Raw genomic sequence first — 26,257 nt, 5'->3', positions numbered from 1 at the left:
ACATCCTTATTTAATCACCGGAAAAAGTTTTAGCTCCCGTCCCATTTTTTGCGCTTTCTTGTAGCCAGCATCGGCGTGTCGTATAATGCTGAGGCCCGGGTCGGCGCTCAACACTTTCTTCAGCCTATCTTCCGCCTCTTCGCTGCCGTCGGCAATTACAGTCATCCCGGCATGAATGGAATAACCAATGCCCACCCCGGCGCCGTGCTGCAAGCTCACCATGGTAGCTCCGCACGCAGCGTTGAGCAAAGCATTCAACACGGGCCAGTCAGCAATGGCGCCGCTCTCATCAAGCATGTCTTCCGTCTCCCTGGTGGGCGACGCCATGGAAGCGCCATCGGCATGATCTCTAGTAATGGCAACCGGCGCATTCAAACGCCCGGAGGCAACCATCCGGTTTATAAGCTGCCCCAGCTGGCTCCTTTCGTTGTAATTGAGCCAGCAAGTGCGGGCGGGCAAGCCGGAAAAATGCACTTTTTCCTGGACGAATTTAATCCAGCGGCAGGTCCTTTCGTCATTGGCGAATTCGGACAAAATTACCTCGTCTATTTTATATATGTCACCGGGGTCTCCGGAAAGGGCCACCCACCTGCAGGGCCCCCTTCCCTCGCAATATAGAGGCCGGAGATACGCAGGCACGTAGCCGGGAAAGTCAAAAGCGTCCTCAACTCCGTATTTGAAAGCCTGCTCGCGGATATTGTTCCCGTAGTCAAAGGCCACCGCCCCCATCTTTTGCATATCCAAAATTGCCCGCACGTGGGATACTATGGATTTAGCGGCCCTGTCGAGGTATTTCTCGGGCTTTTGGCTGCGCAGTAAAAACGCCTGCTCCGGGTTCAATCCCTCCGGGATATATCCGTTTAACAAATCGTGGGCCGCAGTCTGGTCGGTGACCACATCCGGCGTTATGCCCCTTTCGACGAATTCCCGGTAAACTTCAGCGGCATTCCCTACCAGGGCAATTGAGCGGGGAATGCCCTTATTTATCGCTTCCCGGGCAAAATGCAAAGCTTCGTCCAGATCTCTCACCATTATGTCGCAGTAATTATTCATTAACCTGCGCTTGATTCTTTTTTCGTCGACCTCCACTACGATAGCCACGCCATCGTGCATGGTAACGGCCAGGGGCTGCGCGCCTCCCATTCCCCCGAGACCCGAAGTCAATACCAGCCTACCCCTGAGCGTGCCGTCAAAATGCCGGCGGGCAACCTCCCCCATGGTCTCACACGTTCCCTGCAAAATCCCCTGGGTGCCGATATATGACCAGGAAGCCGCCGTGGCCTGGCCGTACATGGTCAACCCTTTTTTCTCCAGCTCCCAAAAATTTTCCCACGTAGCCCACTTGGGCACCAGCATAGAGCAGGAAACTATGACCCTGGGAGAAACGGGGTGGGTTCGAAAAACTCCCACCGGCTTTCCCGATTGAATAAGCAGCGTTTCATCATTCTCCAATTTCCGTAGCTCGTTTATAATGGTGTGAAAACACTTCCAATTTCTGGCGGGCTTACCGGTGCCTCCATAAACGATCAAATCTTTGCCGTTCTCTGCAACGGCAGGATCGACACTGTTCATCAATAGCCTAAGCAAGCCCTCCTGCTGCCATCCCTTGCAGGAAATTTCCGTCCCCACCGGTGCTCTGATAACTTCCACCACCATATAACCCCCCAACGCGAAACTGCCTGTCAGCGCAAACGACCTTTAGCCCCGCCCTTCCACCCTGTAATGTGCCGATAAAACTGGAAGCTGCACGATTCTATAAAAGTAAACTTACGCAGGGGACCGCGATTTCCTCCCTCAACCTTGCAGGTATTTTTTCCTGGTCCCCGACACTTCTACCCCAACAACTTTTCATGCTTGCCCACATTTTCTCCAGGCGGGCACTTCTTTTTTAACTACTTGAGCACGTGGCTAGCAATAACCATCTTTTGCACCTGGGAAGTGCCCTCAAAGATTTCCAGGATCCGCTGGTCCCTGTACATGCGCTCAATGGGATATTCCTTCATGTAACCATAACCGCCGTGAATTTGCAGGGCTTTGTGAACCACACGGTGGGCGGCTTCGGACGCAAAGAGCTTGGCCATGGCAGCTACCTTGGAAATCCGCTGACCCGTGTCCCTCAGGCTGGCGGCGTAATAAGTAAGCCAGCGCGCAGCTTCTATATCGGTGGCCATTTCCGCCAGCATCCACTGGATCCCCTGGAATTCTGCAATTGGCTTGCCAAACACCACCCTCTCCTTAGAATAGGTCACGGCCGCGTCAAAGGCTGCCTGGGCAAGGCCCACCGACATGGCCGCTATCCCCACGCGCCCCCTATCAACCACGGTCATGGCATATTTAAACCCTTTACCTTCTTCCCCGATCAAATTTTCCTTGGGAATGCGGCAGTTTTCAAAAATGATCTCAGAAGTCCTGGCGCCACGGATCCCCATCTTGTCGTCCCCGGAACCGTAGGAAAGCCCCGGCGTGCCCTTTTCCACGATAAAGGCACTCATGCCCCTGGTACGCTTGGAAGGATCCGTCATGGCAAATACGGTCATAAAGTCGGCGTAAGCACCGTTGGTGATGAAATGCTTGACGCCATTCAGCACGTACTCGTCCCCATCCAGCACGGCGGTTGTTTTGGTCGCCCCGGCGTCGGTTCCCGCATCGGGTTCCGTCAAACAAAAGGCGGCCAATTTTTCGCCCGTACAGGCCGGCTTCAAATATTTCTGCTTTTGTTCTTCATTGCCAAAAAGATAGATGGCGTCATAACCCAGGTAATGGGCGGTAATTATAGAGGCTGTTGCAGCGCAAGAATACGAGATTTCCTCCACGGCAATGGCCTCGCAAATGGAGTCGGCCCCTGCACCGCCGTATTCTTCCGGGTAAGCGATACCCATCAAATCTTGTTCGGCCAGTTTTTGCACATTATCCATGGGAAACTCGTTTCTGGCATCGATCTCTGCGGCCCGGCGCGCCAGCACCTCTTGGCCAAATTTTCTAACCGTCTTTTTCAGCATCTGCTGCTCTTCCGTTAATCTGAAGTCCATGATTCAACCTCCTTGCATCACCAACAACTTTTAAATTACTTTTTCTTCCTTAAGGCGGGCAATTTCCGAGTCGCTGTACCCCAAAAGGCCGCCCAGCACCTCCTCGTTATGTTGCCCGAGCAAAGGGGGCGCCTCCTTTACGGCAGGAGGGGTTGCGGAAAGCTTGACCGGGTTTCCCGGCACCTTTATCGCGCCGGCCCGGGGGTGATTCAGCTCCACCAACATCTCCCGTTCTTTAATGTGCGGGTCATTGCAAATCTGTTCGATATTTAAAACCGGGGAAGACGGAATACCGCGTTCCGTCATCTTCTTTACCGCTTCGTCCACCGTATACTCCGCCAGCCAGGCTTCAATTATCCGCTTCAACTCCTTATCGTTGTCGGATCTTTTCGGATCCGTCACGAACCTTTCATCTTCAACGAGCTCTGGCCTTCCCATAATCTCACAAAGCTTGGCGAAAAGAGAATCGTTGGCCACGGCTATGACCATAAAACCGTCCTTGGCCCGGTAAATGTCAAAGGGAGCGCTCAGGGGATGGCGGCTGCCCACCCTCCCCGGCAGAACATTGCCGATGGTATAGCGGACCACATTGCTTTCCAGAAAGGAAAAAATGCTGTCCAGCATGGCCACGTCCACGTATTGCCCCTTACCGGTAAACTGCCTGTTGAACAGCGCGACCATGATTCCGAAGGCGGCAAACAGGGCGGCACTCATATCCCCCAGGGAACTTCCCACCCGCGTGGGCGGGTTTTCCGGGAAACCGGTTATGCTCATGATGCCACCCATAGCCTGGGCTACCAGGTCGTAAGCCGGCCTGGAGCTGTACGACCCCTTCTGACCAAAGCCGGAAATGGAACAAAATACGATTTTGGGGTTTATTTTGGACAACACCTCGTAATCAATGCCCAGTTTTTTCATAACCCCGGGTTTGAAGTTTTCCACCACGATGTCCGATTTCTCCACCAGTTTTTTGAATATCTTCACTGCTTCGGGATGCTTGAAGTTTAATGTAATGCTCTTTTTGCCCCTGTTTAAAAACATGTAATAACCACTTTCACCGTTTTTAAAGGGAGTGAAATAGCGCGCGTCATCTCCCACGCCAGGCCGTTCAATTTTGATTACTTCCACTCCCATGTCGGCAAAAAGCATGGTGCAGTAGGGGCCGGCCAATACCCTGGTCAGGTCAAGCATCCTTAATCCTTTTAACGGTTGATTCATACCAAGACCCCCGTGAAATTTTTGTATAATCTGTCGCAATTTAAAGCAATTGCAGCAATATCAACCGGTATATTTTTTAGTTCACGTTTTCCCCTTCTCTTACCTGTGTACATTTTTACTGTCTCGTTAACTAATTTGTTGTAATGAGGCTGTTGACAAAAACAAGTCAACAGCCTTTTATTTTATGGTAAAATTGAGTAAATAAGAATTAGGAGCGAACAAACATGTTAAAAAAACCAGAGTACCGCCAAGGACAACTGGAACTTGTTTGCCTGGAACAACTGGTACCTGAAGATCACTTGCTGAGGAAAATAAGTCGCTTCATAGACTTTAACTTCATAAGAGAAAAGGTCAAACACCTATATTGCCCGGATAACGGTCGTCCTTGTGTAGATCCCGTAATGCTTTTTAAAATGCTTTTTATTGGCTACCTCTTTGGCATAAGATCTGAACGGCAACTGGTTAAAGAAATAGAGGTTAACATAGCTTACCGTTGGTTTTTGGGCCTTTCCCTAACAGATAAAGTTCCTCATCATTCCACCATTAGCCAGAACCGGCGGCGTAGATTTAACGGCACAAATATTTGTCAGGAAATATTTGATGAAATAGTTATGCAAGCAATTAAGAAAGGACTAATAGATGGAAAAGAGTTATTTACGGACTCTACACATTTAAAGGCCAATGCCAACAAAAATAAATTCACACTCGAAAAAGTGAAACGTTCAACTCAAGCTTATTTGGAAGAACTGGAGCATTCAGTGGAGGATGATAGAAAAAAGCATGGAAAAAAGCCGTTGAAACCAAAAGAAGAACAACTTGAAAAAAACAAAGAAATACGGGTGAGCACCACGGACCCGGAAAGTGGCTACATGGTTAGGGACGGCAAACCCCAGGGTTTTTATTACCTTAACCACGTAACGGTTGATGGAAAGCTAAGCTTGATTACCGACGTATATGTTACCCCCGGAAATGTGCATGATTCTGCACCTTACATAGACCGTTTGGACCGTCAGATAAAGCGCTTTGGCTTTGAAGTGGAAGCAGTAGCCCTGGATGCCGGGTATTTAACCATGCCTATATGCCATGAACTGCAAAAAAGAGATATTTTTGCTGTTATAGCCCATCGACGTTACCATCCTAAGAAAGGCTTATTTCACAAATGGCAATTCAAATATGATAAGGAAAATGACTGCTATATATGTCCTGCCAAACAGAAACTTACCTACCGTACCACCAACCGCCAGGGGTTCCGGGAATATGTTTCAGACCCCCGGATATGCAAAATCTGCAAATATTTATCTAAATGCACCCATTCCAAAAGCTATACTAAAGTAATTACTCGACACGTTTGGGAAGATAGCAAAGACTGGGTAAGACAGAACCGCCTCAGTGAGCGGGGGAAAGCCTTATACAAAAGAAGAAAAGAAACTGTTGAGCGGAGTTTTGCTGATGCCAAAGAACTCCACGGGTTACGCTATGCCCGTTATAGGGGTAGAGCAAAAGTTATGGAACAGTGTTTATTGACAGCTGCCTGTCAGAATATGAAAAAGATGGCAAATTATCTCTGGAAGAGGGGTAACCCTCCTTTTTTACCACTGCTGGTTCGGATAATACAAAAGTTTTCGCAAAAGCAATTTAGCTTGAAATATGCAATGTAAAGTTAAACCCGGGGCAAAACCCGGGTTTGTCAGCAATCTCTAATTGGCCATTTAAATTTCAAAATAAAATGTGCGCGGCCAGAGCTACCAGCGGAATCGCTATGGCCGTTCTTATCAAGAAAATCAGCACGAGTTCGGGAAAATTTACAGGAATATCCGATTCCAGCATGGCGTTGGCACTTTCGGTAAAGAAAATAATTTGCAGGGTCGATAACACCGTTATAAAGAACAAGCTCATCTCGGCAATGTTTTGACCAGCCACCAGCAACACCGGCAGAGCAATTTCGGTTATGCCCACCAAAACAGAAGGAGCTATTTCCGTAGCATTGGGCAACCCCAGCACGTTCAATATGGGCGCTATCGGCACCCCTATCCACTTGAATACGGGAGTATATGTGGCAATGGACAGCGCGATAACGGCTATGGATATTACATACGCGGTTATTTTCTGGGCAAACGTTATCACTTCCCACAAGCTCCTGCCCAGGGCGCCAGCGCTTACTTCCGATGCTTTTTTGGTTCCCGCCTGCAGGGCCCGGGAAAAAATTTTATTGTCCAGGGGAACCGGTTTCCTTTCTTCCTCCGTTTGCTCCCTGCCGTCAAAATACACGTCTTTCTTTGTGGAAAGCGGCGGTATGCGCACAACAATCATTGCCATAACAAAAGTAAGCACGAAGGACACCATTATAACGTGCGGGAGCAAGTGGGTTATGCCGGCTATCGATGTCAGGACGGCAAAAAAGCCGAGGCTGCAGACGCTGAAATTGGTTGTTATAGTAGCAGCTTCCCTCTGAGTATAAAAGCCGCTGGTGTAGATTTTATTAGTAATGAAAACGCCCACGGCGGGCGCGCATACAAAGGATGCCAGGGCATCCACGGCGCACCTGCCGGGAAGACGGAAAACGGGCCTCATAAAGGGCTCAATCAAAGTGCCCACAAATTCCAAAAACCCGAATTCGGTTAAAAGCATAACGAAACTGCCCGCCACCGTCACCGTCAGCAAAACACTTTCCGCCAGGGATATTGCTAGCCCGCCCACATCGGGGTTTAAAATCGCCGCCGGCCCCCGCCCGGCGAGCAACATTACGGAAAATACCGCCGCCAGCAAGTAAAGAAATCCCGTAATATAACTGTCCTTGCGGTGATACCTTTGGAGGACAGGAAATTTTTTTGTAAATTTACCCAAAAGGAACGTTACAAAGAGCAAACAAGTTAAAAGAACTACAATAATGGTTAACATATCCCCAATCCATTTTTTTATCAGATCGATCAACACAATAAGAAGCACTTCCGAACCTTCGGCAGTTTTTATAATTGGAATGAAAAAGATTAAAATACCAGTCAAAGTAAAAACAATAAAGTTAAACAGCCCTTGAAAACCTTTCCCCTCATTCCTTTGCAACCCTTCACCGTTCAACATTGAAACCTCCTTATTTTTAAAATTTTCTTTAAAGTTCGCCAATTTTTGCGGCTATAAAAAATTTTTCAAACACCAATTTTTATATCTCACCTCGCCCCTTTTAAAAAATTTTACTTTTCTACTTTTTACTTGCATTGATTTTACTACATTTTCGTTTGAAAACATGTGCATAATATTTTGATATGGTCACTATTATTGTTTAACTTTTTTAATTTTAATAATTATTAAGATAATTAGAGAAAAAATAAGTAACAATTAATACAACACACAAAATAATTACTTTACCAACCGCTTATAAAAACCACGGAATCTTTTACAAACCAGTCAAAATATTTGATAAAAAAACAAAATATTATACAGGTTTGACATAAAAAAAATAGAATAAACCCTGAAATTCATCTAAAAACGTTTTTAAAAGGCTGGCGATTACAAAAGTTCTGAAAACTGCACAGCAAACATCAATATTTATTACCGCTTGGGAGGTGATACAATCCTCAAGACAGATCTTCTTATAAAGAATGCAGCCCAGGTAATAACGTGCGGCAAAAGCAGCAAAAGGCCCAAATGCGGGAAGGAAATGCAAGACATCGGCGTGGTGGAAAACGGGGCTGTAGCAATAGCAGGAGAAAGAATATTAATGGTGGGCGACACCGCCGCGGTGGAAAACAGCGTGGAAATAGGTCCCGAAACGACTTTGATAGATGCCCGCGGGAAAACGGTGCTTCCCGGCCTAGTCGACGCGCACACCCACATGGTGTTCGGAGGTTCCAGGGAAGATGAGCTGGAACTGAAGCTTAAAGGGGTACCCTACCTGGAGATCCTCGCCAGGGGAGGTGGCATATTAAGCACGGTGCGGGCCACCAGGAAAGCCACAAAGGAAGAACTGGTGGCAATAGGCCTGAAATATGCCTCCCAAATGCTCTCCCAGGGCACCACCACCGCGGAGGCCAAAAGCGGGTACGGCCTTACGGTGGAAGATGAAATCAAACAGCTGGAAGCTATAAAGGAAATAAACGAAAAACATCCCCTGGATTTGATCCCCACTTTCTTGGGCGCCCACGCCGTACCAGAAGAGTATAAGGATGATGTGGATGCCTACGTGGATCTGGTAATAAATGAAATGCTGCCCAGGGTAAAAGAACTGGGCCTGGCCAGATTCTGTGACGTTTTCTGTGAAAAGGGCGTTTTTTCCGTTGACCAGTCAAAAAAGATACTCCAGGCGGCAAAGGATACAGGTTTCAAAATTAAAATCCATGCCGATGAAATCGAACCCCTGGGGGGGGCGGAGCTGGCGGCAGAACTGGGCGCCGTATCCGCCGACCACCTGCTGGTCATTTCCGACCAGGGCATCGCCAAAATGGCCGAAAAGCAGACCATGGCCGTAATCCTGCCGGGAACCACCTTTAACCTGAGGGAAGACCACTACGCCCCGGCCAGAAAAATGATCGCGGCAGGCGTGCCGGTTGCTCTGGCCTCCGACTTCAACCCTGGGAGCTGTCCCACCAACAACCTGCAGCTGATCATGACCATCGCCTGCCTGTACCTGGAAATGACCCCGGCGGAGGTAATCAACGCCGTAACCATTAACGCCGCCCACGCCCTAGGCGTGGCAGACAGGGTAGGCAGCCTCGAGGCAGGAAAGCAGGCTGACGTGGTTATTTTTGACGCGCCCAATTACAAGTACCTTCCTTACCGGTTCGGCACCAATCTTGTGGAAAAGGTTATCAAAAAAGGAAAAATAGTGTGGGGAGGGTTAAATCGTGGCTAAGGTTGTTGAATGCGTACCCAATTTCAGCGAAGGCAGAAGACAAGAAGTTATCGAGAAAATAATCGGCGAAATAAGAACCGTAGCGGGGATTAAGCTGTTGGACCATTCTAGTGACGAAAGCCACAACCGCTGCGTGGTAACCTTTGTGGGGGAACCACAAGCCGTGAAAACTGCCGCCTTCAATGCGGCCAAAAAAGCGGCAGAACTGATAAATTTGCAAGAACACGAGGGCAAGCACCCCCGGATGGGGGCAACAGACGTCATTCCCTTTATTCCCATCTCCGGGGTAACCATGGAAGAATGCGTCCAGCTGGCTAAAGAACTGGGGCAAAAATTGTACGATGAACTGGGAATACCCGTCTACCTCTACGAAGAAGCCGCCACCAGACCGGAAAGAAAGAATCTCGCCAACGTAAGGAAAGGAGAGTTCGAAGGATTAAAGGAAGAAATCAAAAAGCCCGAAAGGCACCCGGATTTCGGCAAGCCCGAGCTGCACCCTACTGCCGGCGCCACCGCCGTAGGGGCTAGGCCCCCTTTAATAGCCTACAACATCAACCTTGACACAGCCGACGTGGAAATTGCCAAAAAAATCGCCAAGGCGATAAGGGGCAGTAGCGGGGGCTTCAAAGACGTCAAGGCCCTGGGGATTATGATAGAAGACAGAAACATTGCCCAGGTGACGATCAATATGTGCAACTATAAAACTGCCCCCCTTTACAGGATCTTCGAAGTGGTTAAAGCGGAAGCAGCGCGCTACGGAGTAAACGTGCTGGGAAGTGAAATAGTGGGACTGATACCGGTGGACGCACTGATAGACGTGGCGGAATATTTCTTGCGGTTGGAAAATTTCAGCAAAGACCAGGTGCTGGAGAAAAGATTGTAGTGGTATAAAAAATCCCCCGGGTTAAATTCTTTTTCTTCCTGATTTACCCGGACGCGCAAAATTGTCGAAAAAAAAATTTATATGAAAGAGGTGTTTTTGCGGTGTTGAACAACATCGACATTTCCCAAGCCATGACAATTAAGCTCGACAACGAACTGCCCCCCTACCCCAAGTTTGTCGAGAGCATCAGGAGGGCGCCCAACAGGGGATTCACCCTCACCCAGCAAGAGACGGAAACGGCTTTAAAAAACGCCCTCCGCTATATACCGGAAGAACTGCACGAAAAACTGGCACCGGAATTTTTGGACGAACTGCTTACCAGGGGCAGAATCTACGGGTATCGTTTTCGCCCGGAAGGTAGAATCTACGGAAAACCAATCGATGAATACAAAGGCAGGTGCATTGAAGGAAAGGCATTTCAGGTGATGATCGACAACAACCTGGATTTTGAAGTAGCCCTCTATCCTTATGAACTGGTAACTTACGGCGAAACGGGCCAGGTATGCCAGAACTGGATGCAGTACCGGCTGATTAAAAAATATCTTGAAACCATGACAGAAGATCAGACCCTCGTGGTCGAATCGGGACACCCCCTGGGCCTCTTCAAGTCCAGGCCGGAGGCTCCCAGAGTAATAATCACCAACGGCCTGATGATCGGTATGTTTGATACTTACACAGACTGGCACAAGGCCATGCAGCTGGGCGTATCCAATTACGGCCAGATGACCGCCGGCGGGTGGATGTACATCGGGCCCCAGGGCATAGTACACGGCACATATAATACCCTTTTGCTCGCCGGACGGCAAAAATTGGGCCTGGGGCCTGACCAGGACCTGAAAGGTTGCCTTTTTGTCTCCTCCGGGCTGGGGGGTATGAGCGGGGCGCAGTCCAAAGCCATTGAAATTACCGGCGGCGTAGGTATCATTGCCGAAGTGGACTACTCCAGAATAAAAACCAGGTACGACCAGGGTTGGGTCAGCAAGGTCTCGGCCAATATAGAGGAAGTTTTCAGCATAGCCAAAGAGTATCTAAAAAGAAGAGAACCCATATCCATCGCGTACCACGGCAACATTGTGGATTTACTGGAGTATATTGTCAACAATAATATTAAAGTGGATCTGCTCTCGGACCAGACTTCTTGCCACGCCGCCTACGACGGCGGATACTGCCCGCAGGGGCTTACCTTCGAAGAAAGGACCAGGCTCCTGGCAGAAGACAAGGGAAAATTCCGGGAACTGGTAAACAAGAGCTTGCGGCGCCATTACGAACTGATAAAAACTCTGGTGGACAGAGGCAGCTACTTCTTCGATTACGGCAATTCCTTTATGAAAGCGGTCTTTGACGCCGGGGTCAAGGAAATTGCCAAGAACGGCAGGGACGAAGCGGACGGCTTTATTTTCCCGTCCTACGTGGAAGACATCATGGGCCCTGAACTGTTCGACTACGGGTACGGCCCTTTCCGGTGGGTGTGCTTGAGCGGAAAACATGAAGATCTTGTAAAAACGGACAAAGCCGCCTTGGAATGCATCGACCCCAACAGGAGATACCAGGACAGGGACAATTACATCTGGATAAGGGACGCCGAAAAGAACAACCTGGTTGTGGGGACAAAGGCCAGGATCCTCTACCAGGACGCCGAGGGAAGAACCAAAATAGCCCTGAAATTTAACGAAATGATAAGACAGGGCGAAATAGGGCCCGTAATGATCGGCAGGGACCACCACGACACCGGCGGCACCGACTCCCCCTTCCGGGAAACCGCCAACATCAAAGACGGCAGCAACATAATGGCCGACATGGCCACCCAGTGTTTCGCCGGAAACGCCGCCAGGGGTATGAGCCTGGTAGCACTGCACAACGGCGGCGGCGTGGGAATCGGCAAAGCCATAAACGGCGGGTTCGGACTGGTGCTGGACGGCAGCCAGAGAGTGGACAACATCATAAAATCTGCTCTGCCGTGGGACGTGATGGGCGGGGTAGCCAGGCGCGCCTGGGCCAGGAACGAAAATTCCATCGCTACCTGCGTCGAATACAACAAAATGAATAAAGGTGCGGCTCACATTACCCTTCCCTTCATACCCAAGGAAGATCTGGTGAAAAATTTAGTTGAAGAAGCTTTTTGCAAGCTGAAAAAATAAAAACACGGAGTGGTGGTATGCTTGTAGAAAAAACCGTAAGCGGGTTTACTGAAGAACTGGCCTCCTCGTCCCCGGCGCCCGGAGGGGGAAGCGTGGCGGCGCTGGCAGGCTCCTTATCCGCCGCGCTGGTAGCAATGGTAAGTAACTTAACCATAGGAAAAGAAAAGTTTAAAGAATACGAAGCCGAAATGAAGGACATTTTGCAAGAGGCCAGAGAACTCAGGAAAAAACTCCTGCAGCTGGTGGATAAAGACAACGAAGCTTTCAACAAGGTAATGGCCGCTTTCAAAATGCCCAAAGAAACTGACATTGAGAAAAAAGAAAGAACCAGGGCTATTCAAAACGCCCTTACGGAAGCCGCCACCCTGCCCTTGAAAGTCGCCCGCAGCTGCCTGCAGGCAATGCAGCTGGGCAAAAAAGTAATCGAACACGGCAACCCCAACACCGCCAGTGATGTGGGGGTGTCTGTGCTGATGGCGGCGGCAGGGGCCAGGGGCGCAGCACTGAACGTGGAAATCAACCTCGGTTCCCTTAAAGACGAAAATAAAAAACTGGAATTGAAAAATGAATTGGGAGAGATAATAAGCCAAGTGAATGAACTGGAAAAAAACCTGCTAGAAAACATCCGGAAAAAAATTTCCGGTTAAATATTGGGAGTTAATTCTCTCCCCAAAAGCCACTTATTTCCTCTGCTTTAAGGGAGATAAGCTGCACTGCAGGCCATGCCGCAAGGGGCAAATTTGCTTTCACCCGCGGAAGCCGAGTTAACATTAAAGAGACCGGGAAAAATTCCCGGTCTCTTTAATTAGATAATACAAATTCAGTGCAATATTTTTTTCAGTGCAATATTTTTTCTGCCAGCTGCCAGCCCAGGTCCAGGGCCTTCCGGTTCAATTCCTCGGTTCCCTTGGGAATACGGGAGAGCAGGGCTTCTGTCAGGGCCTTGCGGGAAACAATGCCGGTTATCCGCACCATGGCGCCCAGCGCCACCACGTTAGCCACCATCTCCCGGCCCACCTTCTCCCGGGCCGCCAGGCTGATGGGCAGGTTGTATACCGTGCCGTTTACGGCGGGCAAATCATGTACGTAGGTGGAGTCGGCAATCATCACGCCGCCCTTTTGCAGGTCGGCAGCAAACTTGTTGCAGGCCTCCTGGCTCATTACCAGCAGCACATCCGGGCGGGATACCCGGGGGTAGTCAATTTCTTCATCCCCTATGATTACCTCGGCCCGGCTGGCGCCGCCCCGGGCTTCCGGCCCGTAGGACTGGGACTGGATGCAATTTTTGCCGTCCCGCACGGCGGCATCGGCTATTATTATGCCGGCCAGGATGAGTCCCTGCCCCCCCGTACCGCTTAACCGCAGCCTGTACTCGCCCATAAAATCACCCCCGTTACTTACCCCGCAGCGGCGTAATCGAACCGCCTGTTTCCTTCCCGATCTTATCCATCAATTCTTGATAAGCGGCAGTATATTCCCGGGCCTCGCTCCTGTGCAGCTCGCCGATGATTATCTTTCCTTTCAATTCCCCGGGGGACATCTGCCGGGCCTTTTTGACGTGAACAGCATTTTCCTTCTGCCACATAAGCATTTCCGCCCCGTTCCTCATGCTGTTGCGCCGCCCGTACCCGGTGGGACAGGCGGCCACGGCCTCAATCAGGCTGAATCCTTTATTTTCAATGCCGGCAACAATCAGGTCGGTGAGCAGTTTATCGTGGTAGGTGGTGCTCCTGCCCACATAGGTGGCACCGGCGGAGCGGGCCAGTTCCGCCACGTCGAAAGCACGCTCCAGTGTGCCGTGCGGGGCCGTGGTGGCCTTCTTTCCTGCGGGCGTGAGGGGAGAGTACTGTCCTCCCGTCATGCCGTAAATGTTATTATTGAACAGTAACACCGTTAAATCTATGTTCCGCCGGGCGGCATGTATTAAATGATTACCCCCGATGGCGGTGGCATCGCCGTCCCCGGTAATTACAATAACATTAAGTTCGGGCCGGGCCAGCTTCACTCCCGTGGCAAAGGCCAGGGCCCGCCCGTGGGTGGTATGCAGGGTGTCAAAATCCAGGTAGCCCACCGCCCTGGACGAACAGCCAATGCCCCCGATAATTACCGTGCGGTCCTGGTCCAGCCCCAATTTTTTTACGGCCCGCAAAAGGCACCCCACTACAATCCCGTTGCCGCACCCGGGACACCATATATGGGGAAGCCTTTCCTGCCGCAAATACCGTTCCAGTTCCTGCATCATTTATACCACCCCCCGGATGGCATCCAGTATCTCCTCCGGGGCAACCAGCTCGCCGTTCACCCGGTTCACACCCCGTACGGGTGCCCGGCCCCGGACCACCCGCTCCACTTCCAAACGGTACTGGCCCAGGTTCATTTCCGGCACGATAATGGCCCGGACCTTTCCGGCCAGCTCCTGCACCTTTTGTTCGGGAAAGGGCCACAGGGTCAGCGGGCGATACAGCCCGGCCTTAATGCCCTGCCGCCGGGCTTCCTTGACCGCGTGCCGCGCGGAGCGGGCCGCCGAACCGTAGGCCAGCACCACTACTTCCGCATCTTCCAGGTACCTGGAATCATCCATGAGAATATCGCCCAGGTTATTTTTTATCTTATCGTACAGCCGCCGCACCAGCCGTTCGGCCACCGCCGGGTCGTTGGTGGGAATCCCGTTTTCATCGTGGGCCAGTCCGGTAACGTGATAGCGGTACCCCTCACCGAAATTTGCCATGGGAGGAACGCCGTCTTCATCCGGGCGGTAGGGAATATAATCGCCGGGAGCCACCTTGGGGCGCCGCCGGTTTACGATTTTCACTTCACTCCGGGCAGGCAATATAACCCTTTCCCTGAGGTGCCCGATTACTTCATCCAGCAACAAAATAACCGGCACCCTGTATTTTTCAGCCAGATTCACGGACCGGACGGCCAGTTCATATGCCTCCCGAACCGATGACGGGCTGAGCACAATCACCGGGTGGTCGCCGTGGGTGCCCCAGCGGGCCTGCATGACGTCGCCCTGAGCGGGAGCCGTGGGCATTCCGGTGCTGGGCCCGCTGCGCTGTACGTTTACAATTACGCAGGGCACCTCCGCCATGGCGGCAAAACCTATATTTTCCTGCATCAGGGAAAAGCCGGGCCCGCTGGTGGCAGTTAAGGACTTTACACCTGCCAGGGAAGCTCCTATAACCGCGCCCAGGCTGGCAATTTCGTCTTCCATTTGAATGAATTTACCGCCCACCCGCGGCAGGCGCTCCGCCATGATTTCGGCAATTTCCGTAGAGGGGGTTATGGGGTAGCCGGCAAAAAACCGCACCCCGGCAGCCAGCGCTCCTTCGGCCACTGCCTCGTTTCCCTGCATCAACCGGGCCATCTCCAGGATCTGAGCCATCTTTTGAACCCCCTTTTTAAGGGACCGGCGCTCCGCAATTCGCTTACCAGGGAGCACCGGCCTACTCTATACTAATGGCAAAGTCAGGGCAGTGGGCTTCACATCTGCCGCAACCGGTGCAGGCCGCGGGATTGGCCACCACTACCTTGCCCCGGTTATCCAATACCAGTACCTTTCTCTGACAAAGGGCGGTACAAATGCCGCATCCTTTACACCACTGTCTTTTAATACGTATTTTTTCACCAGCAGAATGTGAAATAACTCTGGCCATGCACAATCACTCCAATCACTGGCGGCATTTACCTTTAAAAGCTAGCAATTACCGTGCCATTACTTTGGGAAAAAACTTTTAACTATACATATCCCGCGTGTCTATTTTTTTCCGGCTTTTAGCCATTTTACCCGGACAATCCATTAAATACAGGCTAAACTGCTGCCCACAACCATTCATCTCAATTCGATACAAAAAAACCCCGCGGCCAGTAATACCGCAGGGGCTCTCATTTTGATACCGGTATCACAATGAGATAACTTAAACGCAGCAAACCGGCATGACGACAGGTTGCTGCATATTTATACATAAGTTTGCATAACAAACTTTTTCTAAAGTATTTTACTGAGAAACTCCCTGGTGCGCGGGTGTCCGGGACTGGTGAAAATTTTTTGCGGGGTGGCTTCTTCCAGTATTCGCCCGCCATCCATAAATATCACCCTGTCCGCCACTTCCCGGGCGAAACCCATTTCGTGGGTAACCACAATCATGGTCATACCTTCATTAGCCAAATCCTTAATTACCGCCAGCACTCCCCCCACCAGCTCCGGGTCCAGGGCGCTGGTGGGCTCGTCAAAAAGCATGACCTTGGGCCGCATGACCAGGGCCCTGGCAATGGCCACCCGCTGCTTCTGGCCGCCGGAAAGCTGTACCGGGTAAGCATGGGCTTTATCAGCCAGGCCCACCTTGTCCAGCATCTCCAAAGCATTCTTCCTGGCCTCTTCCGGCGGGGTTTTGTATACTGTAACGGGCCCCTCCATCACGTTTTCCAGGGCCGTCAGGTGGGGGAATAAATTAAACTGCTGGAATACCATGCCTATCTGGCTGCGCAGCCGGTAAATATTTTTCCTGCGGTCGTCCACCAGGCGCCCGTCGGGCAATTTTCTTTTGCCCACCAGCTGGCCGTCCACCGTAATGTACCCGTCATCAATGGTCTCCAGGTAATTCAAGCAGCGCAACAAAGTACTCTTACCGGAACCGCTGGGACCGATTATGACTACAACCTCACCCTTTTTAACGGTGAGGCTGACTCCCTTCAGCACCTGTAAATTCCCGAAACTTTTGCTGACATTTCGTACAACAATCACGGCTTAATCACCCTCGGATATGGCAAGGCGTTTTTCCAGGCGGCCAATCAGATAGATAAAGACCGTGGTCAACAACAAATATATAACCGCCACCGTTACATATATTTCCATGGAGCGGAACGTTGCGTTGCTTAACAATTTCCCCTGGCGCAGCAGCTCCGTCATACTGATGATTGACACCAGGGAGGAATCCTTCATCAGGGTGATAAATTCATTTCCCATGGGCGGCAGGAGCCTGCGGTAAGCCTGGGGCAAAATTACCCGCCGGAAAGCCTGGGCGTAAGACATGCCCAGGGAAAGGGCGGCCTCCATTTGCCCCCTGTCAATGGATTGAATTCCCGCCCTTATTATCTCCGCTATATAAGCGCCGCCGCAGATGCTTAAACCCACCACCGCGGCGGTAAAGGAATCTAATTCAATACCCACCTGCGGGAGGCCGTAATAAAGTATATAAAGCTGCACAAGAAGGGGGATTCCCCGGATGGCCCAGGTATAAATCCCCCCGATAGTTGCCAGTATCTTAATACGCGAGATCTTGGCCAGGGCTACAAAAAGCCCGATTACAGTACCGAAAGAGACTGCCAGTACCGTCAGCTCAAGGGTCAATACCGCCCCTTTGAGGAGTACGGGTAGAATCTGAAGCAGAAATTTTATATCAATAAAACTAAAATCCATTGCCCACACTCCGTTAACAAATTACTCTTTTGGAATCAAATCATCACCGAACCATTTCATGGAAATTCGGGAAAGAGTACCGTCTTCCATCATTTCCGTTAACGCGGCGTCAATAGCCTCCTTCAGGTCTTTATCTTCCTTGCGGATACCAATGGCATACGGCTCATCAACCAGGCGCTCGCCAACCACTTTATAGGTATCAGGCTTTTTACTTACATAGTGGGCGGCTGTGGTTACATCAACCACCACCACGTCCACCCGGCCGATGGCCAGGTCCTGGAACGCCTCGGGGTACTGGTCATACAACTTGACCCCTTTCAGTCCCAAATCACTGCAGGCAGTCTCACCGGAACTGCCGGTTTGGGTGGCAATAACCTTGCCGTCCAGGTCTTCCACGGAATTAATATCGTTGTTATCCTTCCTCACCACCATGCCGATACCGGCTTTAAGATAATTTTTGGAGAAATTGATTACTTTTTTGCGCTCGTCGGTAACGCTCATGCCGGAAATAATAACGTCAAACTTTTTGGATTTTAAAGCACCTATTACCCCGTCCCAGTCGGTGGGCTGCCACTTAATTTCAACCCCCAGGCGCTTGCCCAGCTCGGCACCCATGTCAATGTCGAAACCTATCAACTCGTTGGTTTTCGGGTCACGGTAGCCCATGGGGGCAAAAGTGTCATCCAAACCGGCCACCATGTAGCCCCTTTCCTGGATTTCTTCCCAGGTGGTCTTTTCAGCGCCGGCCTGCTCGCCAGGCCTGTCCGCCGCCTTTTCGCCGCCACAGCCGGCCGCTGCCAGCGCCAGTGCCAGTACCAGGACCGCCAGACCTAAAAACTTGACTTTCTTCATACCTTTTTATCCCCTTTCGACGAAAAATTTAACTTTTTCCTGGCAGTAGTTTAACTAACTAAAGAACTAAAGTCAAGGGTAAAAATAAATTTAAAACAAAATTACATAAAAACCGGATTTTAAAAACCCCCGCGGTTCCCGCGGGGGTTTTTAAAACTATTTCATTGAGGTGCGTGGCTTAAAAGTTTCACAGGCTGTATCATCGGAAACGCTGGTCATCAGGTCATGGTTGGTAGGCTTTACGTGGATGCTGGAAGCCTTACACTCAGTCCCCTCCTGGTAAATGCAGTCATCAACGGAGCACTTGATTCTCGGCATAAAACCACACCTCCTTAAGTTTTAACTGCCGTTATTTTGGCTTAAGGAGGTTCTTTTTATACACATTTTAATTACATTTTTTATTAAAAATGGAATTTGCCTGGCTTAGCAAGCATTACAGTACCTCGATTTCGTAAACCAGGTCATTTAACATGTAAAGCTTAACCCGGTCGCCCTTGTTCAGGCTGCGCGGCGAAAGGACTCCACTGGAATCATGAACATATACTTTTTTATGCAAATCATAATCTTCCCAGCCCCGGTAACTGTCCTCCAGGTATACCTCGTCACCATCCACCGGGAAGGCCAGGGTACCGGTAACCTCATCCATTACCTTGAAAGTACGGCCGCCCTTTACATTTTCAATTACTTCCACCCGGTCGCCCCTGGAAAGCGCGGTGAGGCTGTCATAACTCTCCCCGTTTATGACAATTTCACAGTTATCGTCAAAATCAAGGGTGGCCGTTTCACCGTTATAATACTCCAGGGTAACAGTCCCGGCGTAGGTATTTATTGAAATCACCCTGCCCCGCTCCGGCTGCAGCACTTCCACCTTTTCCAGGTCGTGGCCTGTAAAAGTGGCCCTGACCAGGTCGTCTTCCTGCACATCCTCCACACCGGGATAATCAATGCCCGGCACCACCAGGTCCACCCCGCCGCGGATGTACAGCCTCACGCGGTCTCCATCTTCATCCTCGGCGTCAATCCTGTCCCAGGACTCCCGCACCCTGTCAACCCGGAGAATCTTTTGGGTGCGCAGCTTTATCTCGGTGACCACGTCATCATCAACGGTTATTTCCACGCAGTCGCCCCTATTTACTTCATCCAGCTCATCGCGGCCGTCCTCGCTGTCCACATCCACATTTTCATCTATGTCGTAGGTCCTGCGGTCGCCGCTATTGTCCCGGATAACCAGCAGCAGTCCTTCCTCATCCAGGCTGACCACAGTGCCTTTTACGGAATTATCCACTTCCAAAAAGAATATTTTCCCGTCAACTAACCTTACTTCAACTTCCATATCCTTTTCAATGTCGCCCAGGGCGCCCTCTTCACCGTTAATAAGTATTCGGGCATTATCCTTAATTTCATGGGCATGCAAATTATCGTTTCTGTCCCTGAAGGTAAGCACGCGGTTGGTGGTATCCACCCCCACCACGGTGCCGGCTAGCTCGTCTTTCACCTGGCGTTCCCTAACTTTCAGCTGAACCGCTTTCCCGTTTTCAATGCGGGCCTCTACCTCGTCACCCACAATCACATCGCCCAAAACTGCACTTGCCAGGCCGGAAATTTCAATACCGGCACCAGCGGCCACCTGAAAGACTTTAAGTTCCCCGTCCACATCCAGTACCACCAGCCGGTCCTCCGGAGATATCATTTTCACCGTACCGGTTAAAGTTTTTTGCGCGGACAGTTCCAGCACTTCTATCTGCCTGACGGCGCCGCTTTCCACCTCCAGGCGCACCCTGTCCCCTTCGCGGACATCTTTCAGGGTGGGGAAACGGTATCCCTCTACCAGCACGGACACCTGCTCCGCCAGGCGGTAAGAATGAATATTACCGTTATCGCCACGGATGGCTATCAGGGACGCCCCGGGATCCAGGTGGTAAACAATGCCCTCGTTAACTGCATTTCCGGGGCGGAATTTCACTATAATACTGGATATATAGCCCCCGGCATCCAGGGCGATCTCCACTTCGTCCCCCGGCTGCAGGGCCGCCAGGCCCTGCTGGTCAGAGCCGGTGACGGATATACTGGCATCCTCCGGCAGGTAAAGGGTGCGGTATTCACCGCCCGCCACCTCCACCGCCAGGGCCCCCGCTTCCGAATATACACCCCGAATGGTCCCCGTCACCAACTCGGAAACCTGCTTGCCGGGCAGCTTTTCCAGGTCCTTTACCTCCCCAAGGCAATCCATGGCCCGCCCGAGAAATACCGCCAGCTCGGCCCTGGTCACCGTTTTATCGGGGCGGAAGGAACTGTCGGAATACCCGCCCACAAGGTTGTAATCCTGGGCAACCCGCACGTACCCGATGGCCCAGTCGGGAATTTTGTAAGCGTCCGAAAAATTGGGCAGCAGCCGGACACTGCGGGCCTCGTCATCCTTGCCCACCAGCCGCACCAGCAGCCTGGTCACCCAGGCCCGGGTGGCGCCGGATTCAGCATAAAAAGCCTCATCGCTTTTAAGTAATCCCAAAGTCATGGCCCGGGCCACATCCTGCCGGGCCCACCCGGGAACGGTAAAGGGAACATCAACCCCCTGGTAATTCCCGCTGCCGCCCAGGCACCGGACGGCCATCACCAGGGCCTCCACCTGGCTCACGGTGCGGTTCGGCCGGAAAGTCCCGTCGGAATAACCGCCCACTATTCCCAGCTCGCTCATCCTGGCAATATGCCTGGCCGCCCAGTGGCTGTCAGAAACATCCGGAAAGCCCGTACTCCCGAAGGCGGGACCCGCAACCGGAATGAACAGCAGAACCAATAGGAAGGTTAAATAAAAACACCGTAACAGGCCGCGTTTTGTCATGGTAAAAAGCCACTCTCCTTGGAAATTTCTCCTCTGCAATTAGTTTTTCGACAACTGGTTAGCAAATCCTGCCACAGGCATAATAAAAAGGTAAAAAGGGGACAGCCCCCTTTAAGAGGGACTGTCCCCTTATGCAGGTATGTCCGTATTTTCCGGCGCCGACTTGCGCCAGAACTCCAGGAAAAATACCAGGAAAATGCCAACCATCAAACCCAAGACCCCGGCCACGGCCATATTAAGCATTTTCCGGGGAGCCACAGGCTCTTTGGATTCCATAGCCTTGCTGAGAAGCATAATACTGGCTTCCCCGATTTCTGCCGATGCACTCATTTTGGTTTCCTGATATTTCCGGGCAAGCATTTCATAATTGGCCCGCAGCATATCCACTTTATTGCTGAGGCGTTCCTTAAATACTTTTTTCTCTGCCAATTCTGACTGCAATTGCTCCAGTTCCGAGCGGATGGCAGATACTTTTTTTTCCAACTGTTCCTGTTCTCCTTTAAGGTTTGCCAGTTCTTCCTGCAACTGAACTTTCCTTTTCACCAGGTCTATGTAGACGGGATTTATCTCTTCGCTGTCCATTTTTATACTGGACAACCGGGCAATTGACTTGTCGCTTATGGAATCGGCAACCTGGAGCAAATACGGGTCTTCCGACAGGGACTTTCGGGTAACCAGCTTTTCAGGGGTTTCGGCAATGGCTGCCCTGACCTGACTCAAAGCCGTATTGGTTTTTTGGATTTGCACTTCATTTTCAACCAGCTGTTCCTTAAACCGGGTTAAAAGGGACAGCTTGGCATTAAATTCCTTTTCCAGTTCTTCCACACCTTTGGGCTTCGCCAGAAACTCCTTATATTCATCAACCGCCGCTGCCAGTTCTTTTTCCTGCTCGCTAATCTGCTCTTCCAAAAACTGCACCGAATTTTCCAATCGCTGCCTGCTTTTATTATTAATAAACTCCACAAAATTATTGGCCAGGGAATTGGCTATGGCAGCGGCCCTGGCCGGGTCCCGGTCGGTTACCTTAATCCGGATCAAGTTGGTATTTTCCACCACTTCGGCCTTTACCTTACCGGCCATTAAACCGTGGACAGTATATATTTCAGGGTCCAGGTCCAGCTCATCAATAACTTCCTGCAACAGTACGGGGTTTTTTACTTGATCCCGGTAAGTTTCCAGGGTCATCTGGGGGTACTCGGTCAGAGAACTTAATAATTGACCCAAACTGCCATTTTCAACTTCTTCAATTTTTTTGGGCAAGCTGTTTACCATAATAGTGGCCGAAGATTCATACTTCTCCGGCAGCACAAAGAAACTGGCGAGACCTGCTGCCAAGACAGCGGCCGCGCAAATACCGGCAACAATCCACTTGCCGCGTAAAAGTACCTCTATGAGTTCGCGAAGACTGATTTCTTCTTCCAAAAACTCATCACTCCCCCTGCAGTCACTATCATAATTTTTTCGACAAAAGAATTCCATCTCCTTCCGATAAAAACATGAGAATAAAAAAAGGGGCCAGGCTGTAATTCACAAAGTTAAGCCTGACCCCACGTCTTACGGTAATGTGGCGTAAGCCTCGTCGTCGAAATAAAATTCCCGGCCGGCAGGAATTTTTTCATTTTTGGGAATGCGCGGCTTATCCACAGCCTCAAGCCGGTAAAAGTTGGAGGTATACCAGTTGACGTCCGGCACCGGCAGCCGGTCAAAGGCCCTGCTTACCAATGGATAGTCCTTATTTATAAAGCCTTCCCTTTCCAGCTCGTATTCCTGGAAATCGTGAATGATATCGGTAATTACAAAATTCATATCCAAAATCATCTTCTGGATGGCATGCCACTTTTCCCGGGAGGCCTCCAGGTGAGTCAGGCCGAAATAGCCGGCGCAGCCCTTACCCCGCAGGGATTGGGCGCACCGCGTCAGGAACAGGCTGATACCCGGCAGCGTTTCCACGGGGTCGATAAGAAAAGTATCATACTGTCCCTGAAACTCCTCCGGCAGGGAGTAGCGCACGTCAAACCTATGTACGGAAAGATTCGTAAAGCCCTTTTCTCCGGCCACGTTATCAATAAATTCCACCAGGCGCTCATCCACTTCCAAAACGGTTATGCGGCTGGCCATCCCGGTAAGGGCAATGGCAATGCCGGTTAAATCATCGTCACCTATTAGGAAAATATTCCGCCCCTCCAGGTCACCCCGCTCGTACATCACTGCCACCCGGGCCACAGTGCTTTCCACGTCCACGTACCCCTGGTCAAATTCGGATATGGCCGCGGGCCTCCGGCGGGCGATTTCCTTAAATTCATCCAGTACCCGGGCAAACTTTCCCTCCAGGGTAACGGTTTTCCCTTTACAGGCCGGGCAGGTTACAGGCTGCAGGGGACCCAGGCCGCTTTCCCGGGCCACCTTTTTTCCTTTATCACTAATATAAATATACTCATCCCTGGAATAAATTAAGCCCTCGCGAATCATTTCTTCCATTAGTTGAACGTACCGGGCCAGGTGCCCGTCCTGTTTCTTGATCAACTGCCAGAAGGTCCGGGGCTCTGCCATCAGCGCGCGCAAAATTTGTTTCTGCATCCTTTTCAACATCCCACCTCCGTAGCTTTATCTTACTCGTTACCGTTATACTCAAAGTCATCCATAATAGTGTAACATATAAGGGCAAAATTTAAATAGTAATTTTTAATTTTTCGAGGTGGGAACCTTTATTTTCCGCCCCCGGCGGCATACCTCTCCATTTCATACTGCCTCTGCCGGTCCACCCGGCCCTTGCTCAGGAAAAACACCAGGGGCAGGGCGATTAGTACCATAACGGTGGCCACTATGAAGTCGTCGCCGATGGCTTTCACAGCGGCCAAACGCTGTATTTGAAGGTCCACCAGGGCCGCGGCCGCGGCCGGATCCCCCGTAACGGCGCTTATTTTCTCCATAATGCCGGGGCCCGCCGGCGACATCCAGCTTACCCCTTCCCGCATCCAGGCGGCGTGCAGGGCCTGCCGGTTCACCATAACATAAGTGAGAAAGGCGATGCCAAAGGAGGCGGACACCTGCCGCACCAGGTTATTCAAGGCCGAGGCCCGGCCCGAAAGGGCCGGCGGCACGGTGTTCAGCCCGGCGGTGGTAAGGGGCATCATGGTCATCCCCAGGCCTACGGCCCGCACCGCCAGAATCACCTGCACCCAGCGAAAGCTGGTATCCAGAGAAATGATGTGCATGTGATAGGTAGTAACGACAATTAAAATAATCCCCGCTACCCCCAGGGGCATAGCGCCTATTTTATCAAAGAGGCGCCCGCTTATGGGCATCATAATCCCGCTGACAATGGCCATGGGCATCAGCATCAATCCGGTCTGCATGGGGGTCAGGCCCATGAGGTTCTGGGCGTAGATGGGAATCAGGAAGATGCCGGCGAAAAGCCCTACCGTCAATATGCTTATACACACCAGGCTTACGGTCAGAACCGGGTTTTTCAAAAGCCGCACATCCAGCATGGGCTCCGGAAAGTCCAGTTCCCACAGTACAAACAGAATCAAAAGGAAAGCCGCGGAAGTTAACAGCATGACAACGGGGTAGGAACTCCAGCCCCAATCCTGTCCCTTGCTGAGGGCGAGCAACAGGAAGAAGCAGCCGGCGGAGCCCAGTAAAAATCCCGGGAGATCAAATTTCAGTTTGGGCTGCACCGGAGTTTCCTCAAGCACCAGCGCAGACAAAAGAACCGCCACGGCCCCTACGGGCAGGTTGATGGTAAAAATGCTGTGCCAGGTGAAAGTATCCACCAGGTAGCCCCCCAGGGTGGGCCCGATGGCCGGGGCCGCCATGGCAGCTATACCCCACACACCCATACCCATACCCATCTTATCCCGGGGAATAATTCTGAAAAGCATGGCCATGCTTACGGGAACCATGGCCCCGCCCCCCACAGCCTGTATCACCCGGGCCGCCACCAGAGAAGGGTTGTTCCAGGCCAGGGCACACAAGCCCGAACCGGCAGTGAAGGCCACGAGGGCAATAAGGTATACCCGCTTATAGCCGAAGCGGTCTCCCAGGTAGCCGGTAACGGGCACAACCGTACCGGAAACCAGCAGGTAGGCGGTGAGAACCCACTGGATGTCCTCAGCCCCCACGTTGAAAATGGCCATCATCCGGGGCAGGGCCACATTGACTATACTGCCGTCCAGAATGGCCATGAAGGGCCCCAGCACCAGAACAAAAAGGGCCGCCCAGGGAAAGGGGGCCCCGGGGCCGGCTGCCGGGTGAAATTCCTGTTCCCGGTGTTCCTCCCGCATCACGACACCACCCCTACCTTATATGAATGCGGACCACGGCATTGGTGCCCACCACCAGGCGGTGCCCCATATAGCTGTCCAGTTCAATGGTAACGGGCACCCTCTGTACCACCTTGGTAAAATTACCGGAGGCGTTATTGGCAGGAAGCAGGGAAAAGGTGGAAAGGGATGCCCCCTGAATGGAATCCACTCGGCCGTGGAAGACCTCCCCGGGAATACTGTCCACGGTAACTTCCACGTACTGTCCCGGCCTTACCTTGGGCAGGTCGGTTTCCTCTATATTGGCGGTAATATGTATGTCACCGGTATCCACCAGCATCACCGCCGGCTGCCCGGGCACGCCCATCTCTCCCTCGTGAGCCGGGACGTACACCACCATACCGTCAACGGGCGAGCGGAGGAGGGTGAGGTCCAGGTTGCTCCCCGCGGGCAGGGTGACATCATCCAGGCGGGCCAGCACCTGGCCCTTCTTCACCATATCCCCGCTCTCCACGCTAATCTCCACTATTTTCCCCGCCACCTGGGGACTCACCTTTATCACGTCGGCGTCCACCCTGGCATCTTCGGTGGTAACGTAATAAGTGTTGTTGTACCAGTAATAGGCACTAATCCCGGCCAGGGCGAGGAGCATTAACACGAATACGCCTATAAAGGGCTTTTTATTTTTCATATAGTTTCTCCCCTACAGGTAGTGTTTTCGGGTTTTAAGAAATATGTTTTTGACGGGATTAACAGGCAGAAGCCGGT

The 26,257-nt window shown here is 51.4% G+C and carries 22 protein-coding genes; 5 read left to right on the top strand and 17 right to left on the bottom strand.

The window, feature by feature from the left end:
* Nucleotides 1-6: 6 nt before the first annotated feature.
* From hutU to ACX4JR_RS01015, 3 genes are all read right to left on the bottom strand, one after another.
* Nucleotides 7-1,656, bottom strand: coding sequence for a urocanate hydratase (hutU, locus tag ACX4JR_RS01025; protein ID WP_476059203.1), 1,650 nt, complete (start codon nucleotides 1,654-1,656; stop codon nucleotides 7-9).
* A 236-nt stretch (nucleotides 1,657-1,892) separates the two neighbouring features.
* The gene (locus tag ACX4JR_RS01020) at nucleotides 1,893-3,029 is read right to left on the bottom strand and encodes an acyl-CoA dehydrogenase family protein (protein WP_476059202.1); all 1,137 of its coding nucleotides are present in this window, start codon (nucleotides 3,027-3,029) and stop codon (nucleotides 1,893-1,895) included.
* A gap of 30 nt (nucleotides 3,030-3,059) precedes the next feature.
* The gene (locus ACX4JR_RS01015) at nucleotides 3,060-4,247 is read right to left on the bottom strand and encodes a CaiB/BaiF CoA transferase family protein (protein ID WP_476059201.1); all 1,188 of its coding nucleotides are present in this window, start codon (nucleotides 4,245-4,247) and stop codon (nucleotides 3,060-3,062) included.
* A gap of 224 nt (nucleotides 4,248-4,471) precedes the next feature.
* Here ACX4JR_RS01015 and ACX4JR_RS01010 point away from each other — a divergent pair, with 224 nt between their 5' ends.
* Complete coding sequence (locus ACX4JR_RS01010) at nucleotides 4,472-5,905, top strand: IS1182 family transposase (protein ID WP_476059200.1); 1,434 nt, start codon at nucleotides 4,472-4,474, stop codon at nucleotides 5,903-5,905.
* Between the two features lie 58 nt (nucleotides 5,906-5,963).
* On the opposite strand, the gene ACX4JR_RS01005 is transcribed toward ACX4JR_RS01010, so the two are convergent.
* Nucleotides 5,964-7,325 carry a YjiH family protein gene (locus ACX4JR_RS01005; RefSeq protein WP_476059199.1) on the bottom strand — a complete coding sequence of 454 codons (1,362 nt, stop codon included), beginning with the start codon at nucleotides 7,323-7,325 and terminating at the stop codon, nucleotides 5,964-5,966.
* A 577-nt stretch (nucleotides 7,326-7,902) separates the two neighbouring features.
* Here ACX4JR_RS01005 and hutI point away from each other — a divergent pair.
* From hutI to ACX4JR_RS00985, 4 genes are all read left to right on the top strand, one after another.
* Nucleotides 7,903-9,093: an imidazolonepropionase gene (gene hutI, locus ACX4JR_RS01000; protein WP_476059198.1), complete on the top strand. Its 1,191-nt coding sequence runs from the start codon at nucleotides 7,903-7,905 to the stop codon at nucleotides 9,091-9,093.
* Nucleotides 9,086-9,976 carry a glutamate formimidoyltransferase gene (gene ftcD / locus ACX4JR_RS00995; RefSeq protein ID WP_476059197.1) on the top strand — a complete coding sequence of 297 codons (891 nt, stop codon included), beginning with the start codon at nucleotides 9,086-9,088 and terminating at the stop codon, nucleotides 9,974-9,976. The genes hutI and ftcD overlap by 8 nt, the downstream gene beginning before the upstream one ends.
* Nucleotides 9,977-10,077: 101 nt before the next feature.
* On the top strand, nucleotides 10,078-12,114 hold the full coding sequence (locus ACX4JR_RS00990; RefSeq protein WP_476059196.1) for a urocanate hydratase: 2,037 nt from the start codon (nucleotides 10,078-10,080) through the stop codon (nucleotides 12,112-12,114).
* Nucleotides 12,115-12,131: 17 nt separating this feature from the next.
* Nucleotides 12,132-12,761, top strand: coding sequence for a cyclodeaminase/cyclohydrolase family protein (locus tag ACX4JR_RS00985; RefSeq protein ID WP_476059195.1), 630 nt, complete (start codon nucleotides 12,132-12,134; stop codon nucleotides 12,759-12,761).
* 190 nt (nucleotides 12,762-12,951) lie between these two features.
* Here the strand turns inward: ACX4JR_RS00985 and ACX4JR_RS00980 are convergent, their stop codons facing one another.
* The 13 genes from ACX4JR_RS00980 to ACX4JR_RS00920 form a co-directional block, all read right to left on the bottom strand.
* On the bottom strand, nucleotides 12,952-13,494 hold the full coding sequence (locus tag ACX4JR_RS00980) for a 2-oxoacid:acceptor oxidoreductase family protein (protein WP_476059194.1): 543 nt from the start codon (nucleotides 13,492-13,494) through the stop codon (nucleotides 12,952-12,954).
* A gap of 13 nt (nucleotides 13,495-13,507) precedes the next feature.
* Nucleotides 13,508-14,356: a 2-oxoacid:ferredoxin oxidoreductase subunit beta gene (locus ACX4JR_RS00975; protein ID WP_476059193.1), complete on the bottom strand. Its 849-nt coding sequence runs from the start codon at nucleotides 14,354-14,356 to the stop codon at nucleotides 13,508-13,510.
* Nucleotides 14,357-15,499 carry a 2-oxoacid:acceptor oxidoreductase subunit alpha gene (locus ACX4JR_RS00970; RefSeq protein WP_476059192.1) on the bottom strand — a complete coding sequence of 381 codons (1,143 nt, stop codon included), beginning with the start codon at nucleotides 15,497-15,499 and terminating at the stop codon, nucleotides 14,357-14,359.
* Nucleotides 15,500-15,560: 61 nt separating this feature from the next.
* Nucleotides 15,561-15,770, bottom strand: coding sequence for a 4Fe-4S dicluster domain-containing protein (locus tag ACX4JR_RS00965; RefSeq protein WP_476059191.1), 210 nt, complete (start codon nucleotides 15,768-15,770; stop codon nucleotides 15,561-15,563).
* A gap of 332 nt (nucleotides 15,771-16,102) precedes the next feature.
* Nucleotides 16,103-16,858: an amino acid ABC transporter ATP-binding protein gene (locus tag ACX4JR_RS00960; protein WP_476059190.1), complete on the bottom strand. Its 756-nt coding sequence runs from the start codon at nucleotides 16,856-16,858 to the stop codon at nucleotides 16,103-16,105.
* Nucleotides 16,859-16,861: 3 nt separating this feature from the next.
* Nucleotides 16,862-17,533: an amino acid ABC transporter permease gene (locus ACX4JR_RS00955; RefSeq protein WP_476059189.1), complete on the bottom strand. Its 672-nt coding sequence runs from the start codon at nucleotides 17,531-17,533 to the stop codon at nucleotides 16,862-16,864.
* Nucleotides 17,534-17,554: 21 nt separating this feature from the next.
* Nucleotides 17,555-18,385 (bottom strand): transporter substrate-binding domain-containing protein, encoded by an 831-nt coding sequence (locus tag ACX4JR_RS00950; RefSeq protein ID WP_476059188.1) that lies wholly within the window; start codon nucleotides 18,383-18,385, stop codon nucleotides 17,555-17,557.
* Between the two features lie 156 nt (nucleotides 18,386-18,541).
* Complete coding sequence (locus tag ACX4JR_RS00945) at nucleotides 18,542-18,703, bottom strand: DUF1540 domain-containing protein (protein ID WP_476059187.1); 162 nt, start codon at nucleotides 18,701-18,703, stop codon at nucleotides 18,542-18,544.
* Between the two features lie 115 nt (nucleotides 18,704-18,818).
* Nucleotides 18,819-21,179, bottom strand: coding sequence for an S-layer homology domain-containing protein (locus ACX4JR_RS00940; RefSeq protein WP_476059186.1), 2,361 nt, complete (start codon nucleotides 21,177-21,179; stop codon nucleotides 18,819-18,821).
* A gap of 174 nt (nucleotides 21,180-21,353) precedes the next feature.
* Nucleotides 21,354-22,646 (bottom strand): GumC family protein, encoded by a 1,293-nt coding sequence (locus tag ACX4JR_RS00935; RefSeq protein ID WP_476059185.1) that lies wholly within the window; start codon nucleotides 22,644-22,646, stop codon nucleotides 21,354-21,356.
* 132 nt (nucleotides 22,647-22,778) lie between these two features.
* Nucleotides 22,779-23,813 carry a bis-aminopropyl spermidine synthase family protein gene (locus ACX4JR_RS00930; RefSeq protein ID WP_476059184.1) on the bottom strand — a complete coding sequence of 345 codons (1,035 nt, stop codon included), beginning with the start codon at nucleotides 23,811-23,813 and terminating at the stop codon, nucleotides 22,779-22,781.
* A gap of 116 nt (nucleotides 23,814-23,929) precedes the next feature.
* On the bottom strand, nucleotides 23,930-25,510 hold the full coding sequence (locus ACX4JR_RS00925) for a DHA2 family efflux MFS transporter permease subunit (protein WP_476059183.1): 1,581 nt from the start codon (nucleotides 25,508-25,510) through the stop codon (nucleotides 23,930-23,932).
* Nucleotides 25,511-25,523: 13 nt separating this feature from the next.
* On the bottom strand, nucleotides 25,524-26,180 hold the full coding sequence (locus ACX4JR_RS00920) for an HlyD family secretion protein (protein ID WP_476059182.1): 657 nt from the start codon (nucleotides 26,178-26,180) through the stop codon (nucleotides 25,524-25,526).
* Between the last annotated feature and the right edge of the window lie 77 nt (nucleotides 26,181-26,257).

The organism is Desulfofundulus sp. JL263-se (assembly GCF_056316025.1).
This window is presented reverse-complemented; position numbering and strand designations above follow the sequence as displayed.

Coding starts and splice junctions, on each gene's coding strand:
- hutU (WP_476059203.1), bottom strand. CDS start 1,656: ATGGTGGTGGAAGTTATCAGAGCACCGGTGGGGACGGAAATTTCCTGC.
- hutI (WP_476059198.1), top strand. CDS start 7,903: ATGCAAGACATCGGCGTGGTGGAAAACGGGGCTGTAGCAATAGCAGGA.
- ACX4JR_RS01010 (WP_476059200.1), top strand. CDS start 4,472: ATGTTAAAAAAACCAGAGTACCGCCAAGGACAACTGGAACTTGTTTGC.
- ACX4JR_RS00945 (WP_476059187.1), bottom strand. CDS start 18,703: ATGCCGAGAATCAAGTGCTCCGTTGATGACTGCATTTACCAGGAGGGG.
- ACX4JR_RS00950 (WP_476059188.1), bottom strand. CDS start 18,385: ATGAAGAAAGTCAAGTTTTTAGGTCTGGCGGTCCTGGTACTGGCACTG.
- ACX4JR_RS00955 (WP_476059189.1), bottom strand. CDS start 17,533: ATGGATTTTAGTTTTATTGATATAAAATTTCTGCTTCAGATTCTACCC.
- ACX4JR_RS00920 (WP_476059182.1), bottom strand. CDS start 26,180: ATGAAAAATAAAAAGCCCTTTATAGGCGTATTCGTGTTAATGCTCCTC.
- ACX4JR_RS00965 (WP_476059191.1), bottom strand. CDS start 15,770: ATGGCCAGAGTTATTTCACATTCTGCTGGTGAAAAAATACGTATTAAA.
- ACX4JR_RS00925 (WP_476059183.1), bottom strand. CDS start 25,510: ATGCGGGAGGAACACCGGGAACAGGAATTTCACCCGGCAGCCGGCCCC.
- ACX4JR_RS01005 (WP_476059199.1), bottom strand. CDS start 7,325: ATGTTGAACGGTGAAGGGTTGCAAAGGAATGAGGGGAAAGGTTTTCAA.
- ACX4JR_RS00985 (WP_476059195.1), top strand. CDS start 12,132: ATGCTTGTAGAAAAAACCGTAAGCGGGTTTACTGAAGAACTGGCCTCC.
- ACX4JR_RS00980 (WP_476059194.1), bottom strand. CDS start 13,494: ATGGGCGAGTACAGGCTGCGGTTAAGCGGTACGGGGGGGCAGGGACTC.
- ACX4JR_RS00970 (WP_476059192.1), bottom strand. CDS start 15,499: ATGGCTCAGATCCTGGAGATGGCCCGGTTGATGCAGGGAAACGAGGCA.
- ACX4JR_RS01015 (WP_476059201.1), bottom strand. CDS start 4,247: ATGAATCAACCGTTAAAAGGATTAAGGATGCTTGACCTGACCAGGGTA.
- ACX4JR_RS01020 (WP_476059202.1), bottom strand. CDS start 3,029: ATGGACTTCAGATTAACGGAAGAGCAGCAGATGCTGAAAAAGACGGTT.
- ACX4JR_RS00930 (WP_476059184.1), bottom strand. CDS start 23,813: ATGTTGAAAAGGATGCAGAAACAAATTTTGCGCGCGCTGATGGCAGAG.
- ACX4JR_RS00975 (WP_476059193.1), bottom strand. CDS start 14,356: ATGATGCAGGAACTGGAACGGTATTTGCGGCAGGAAAGGCTTCCCCAT.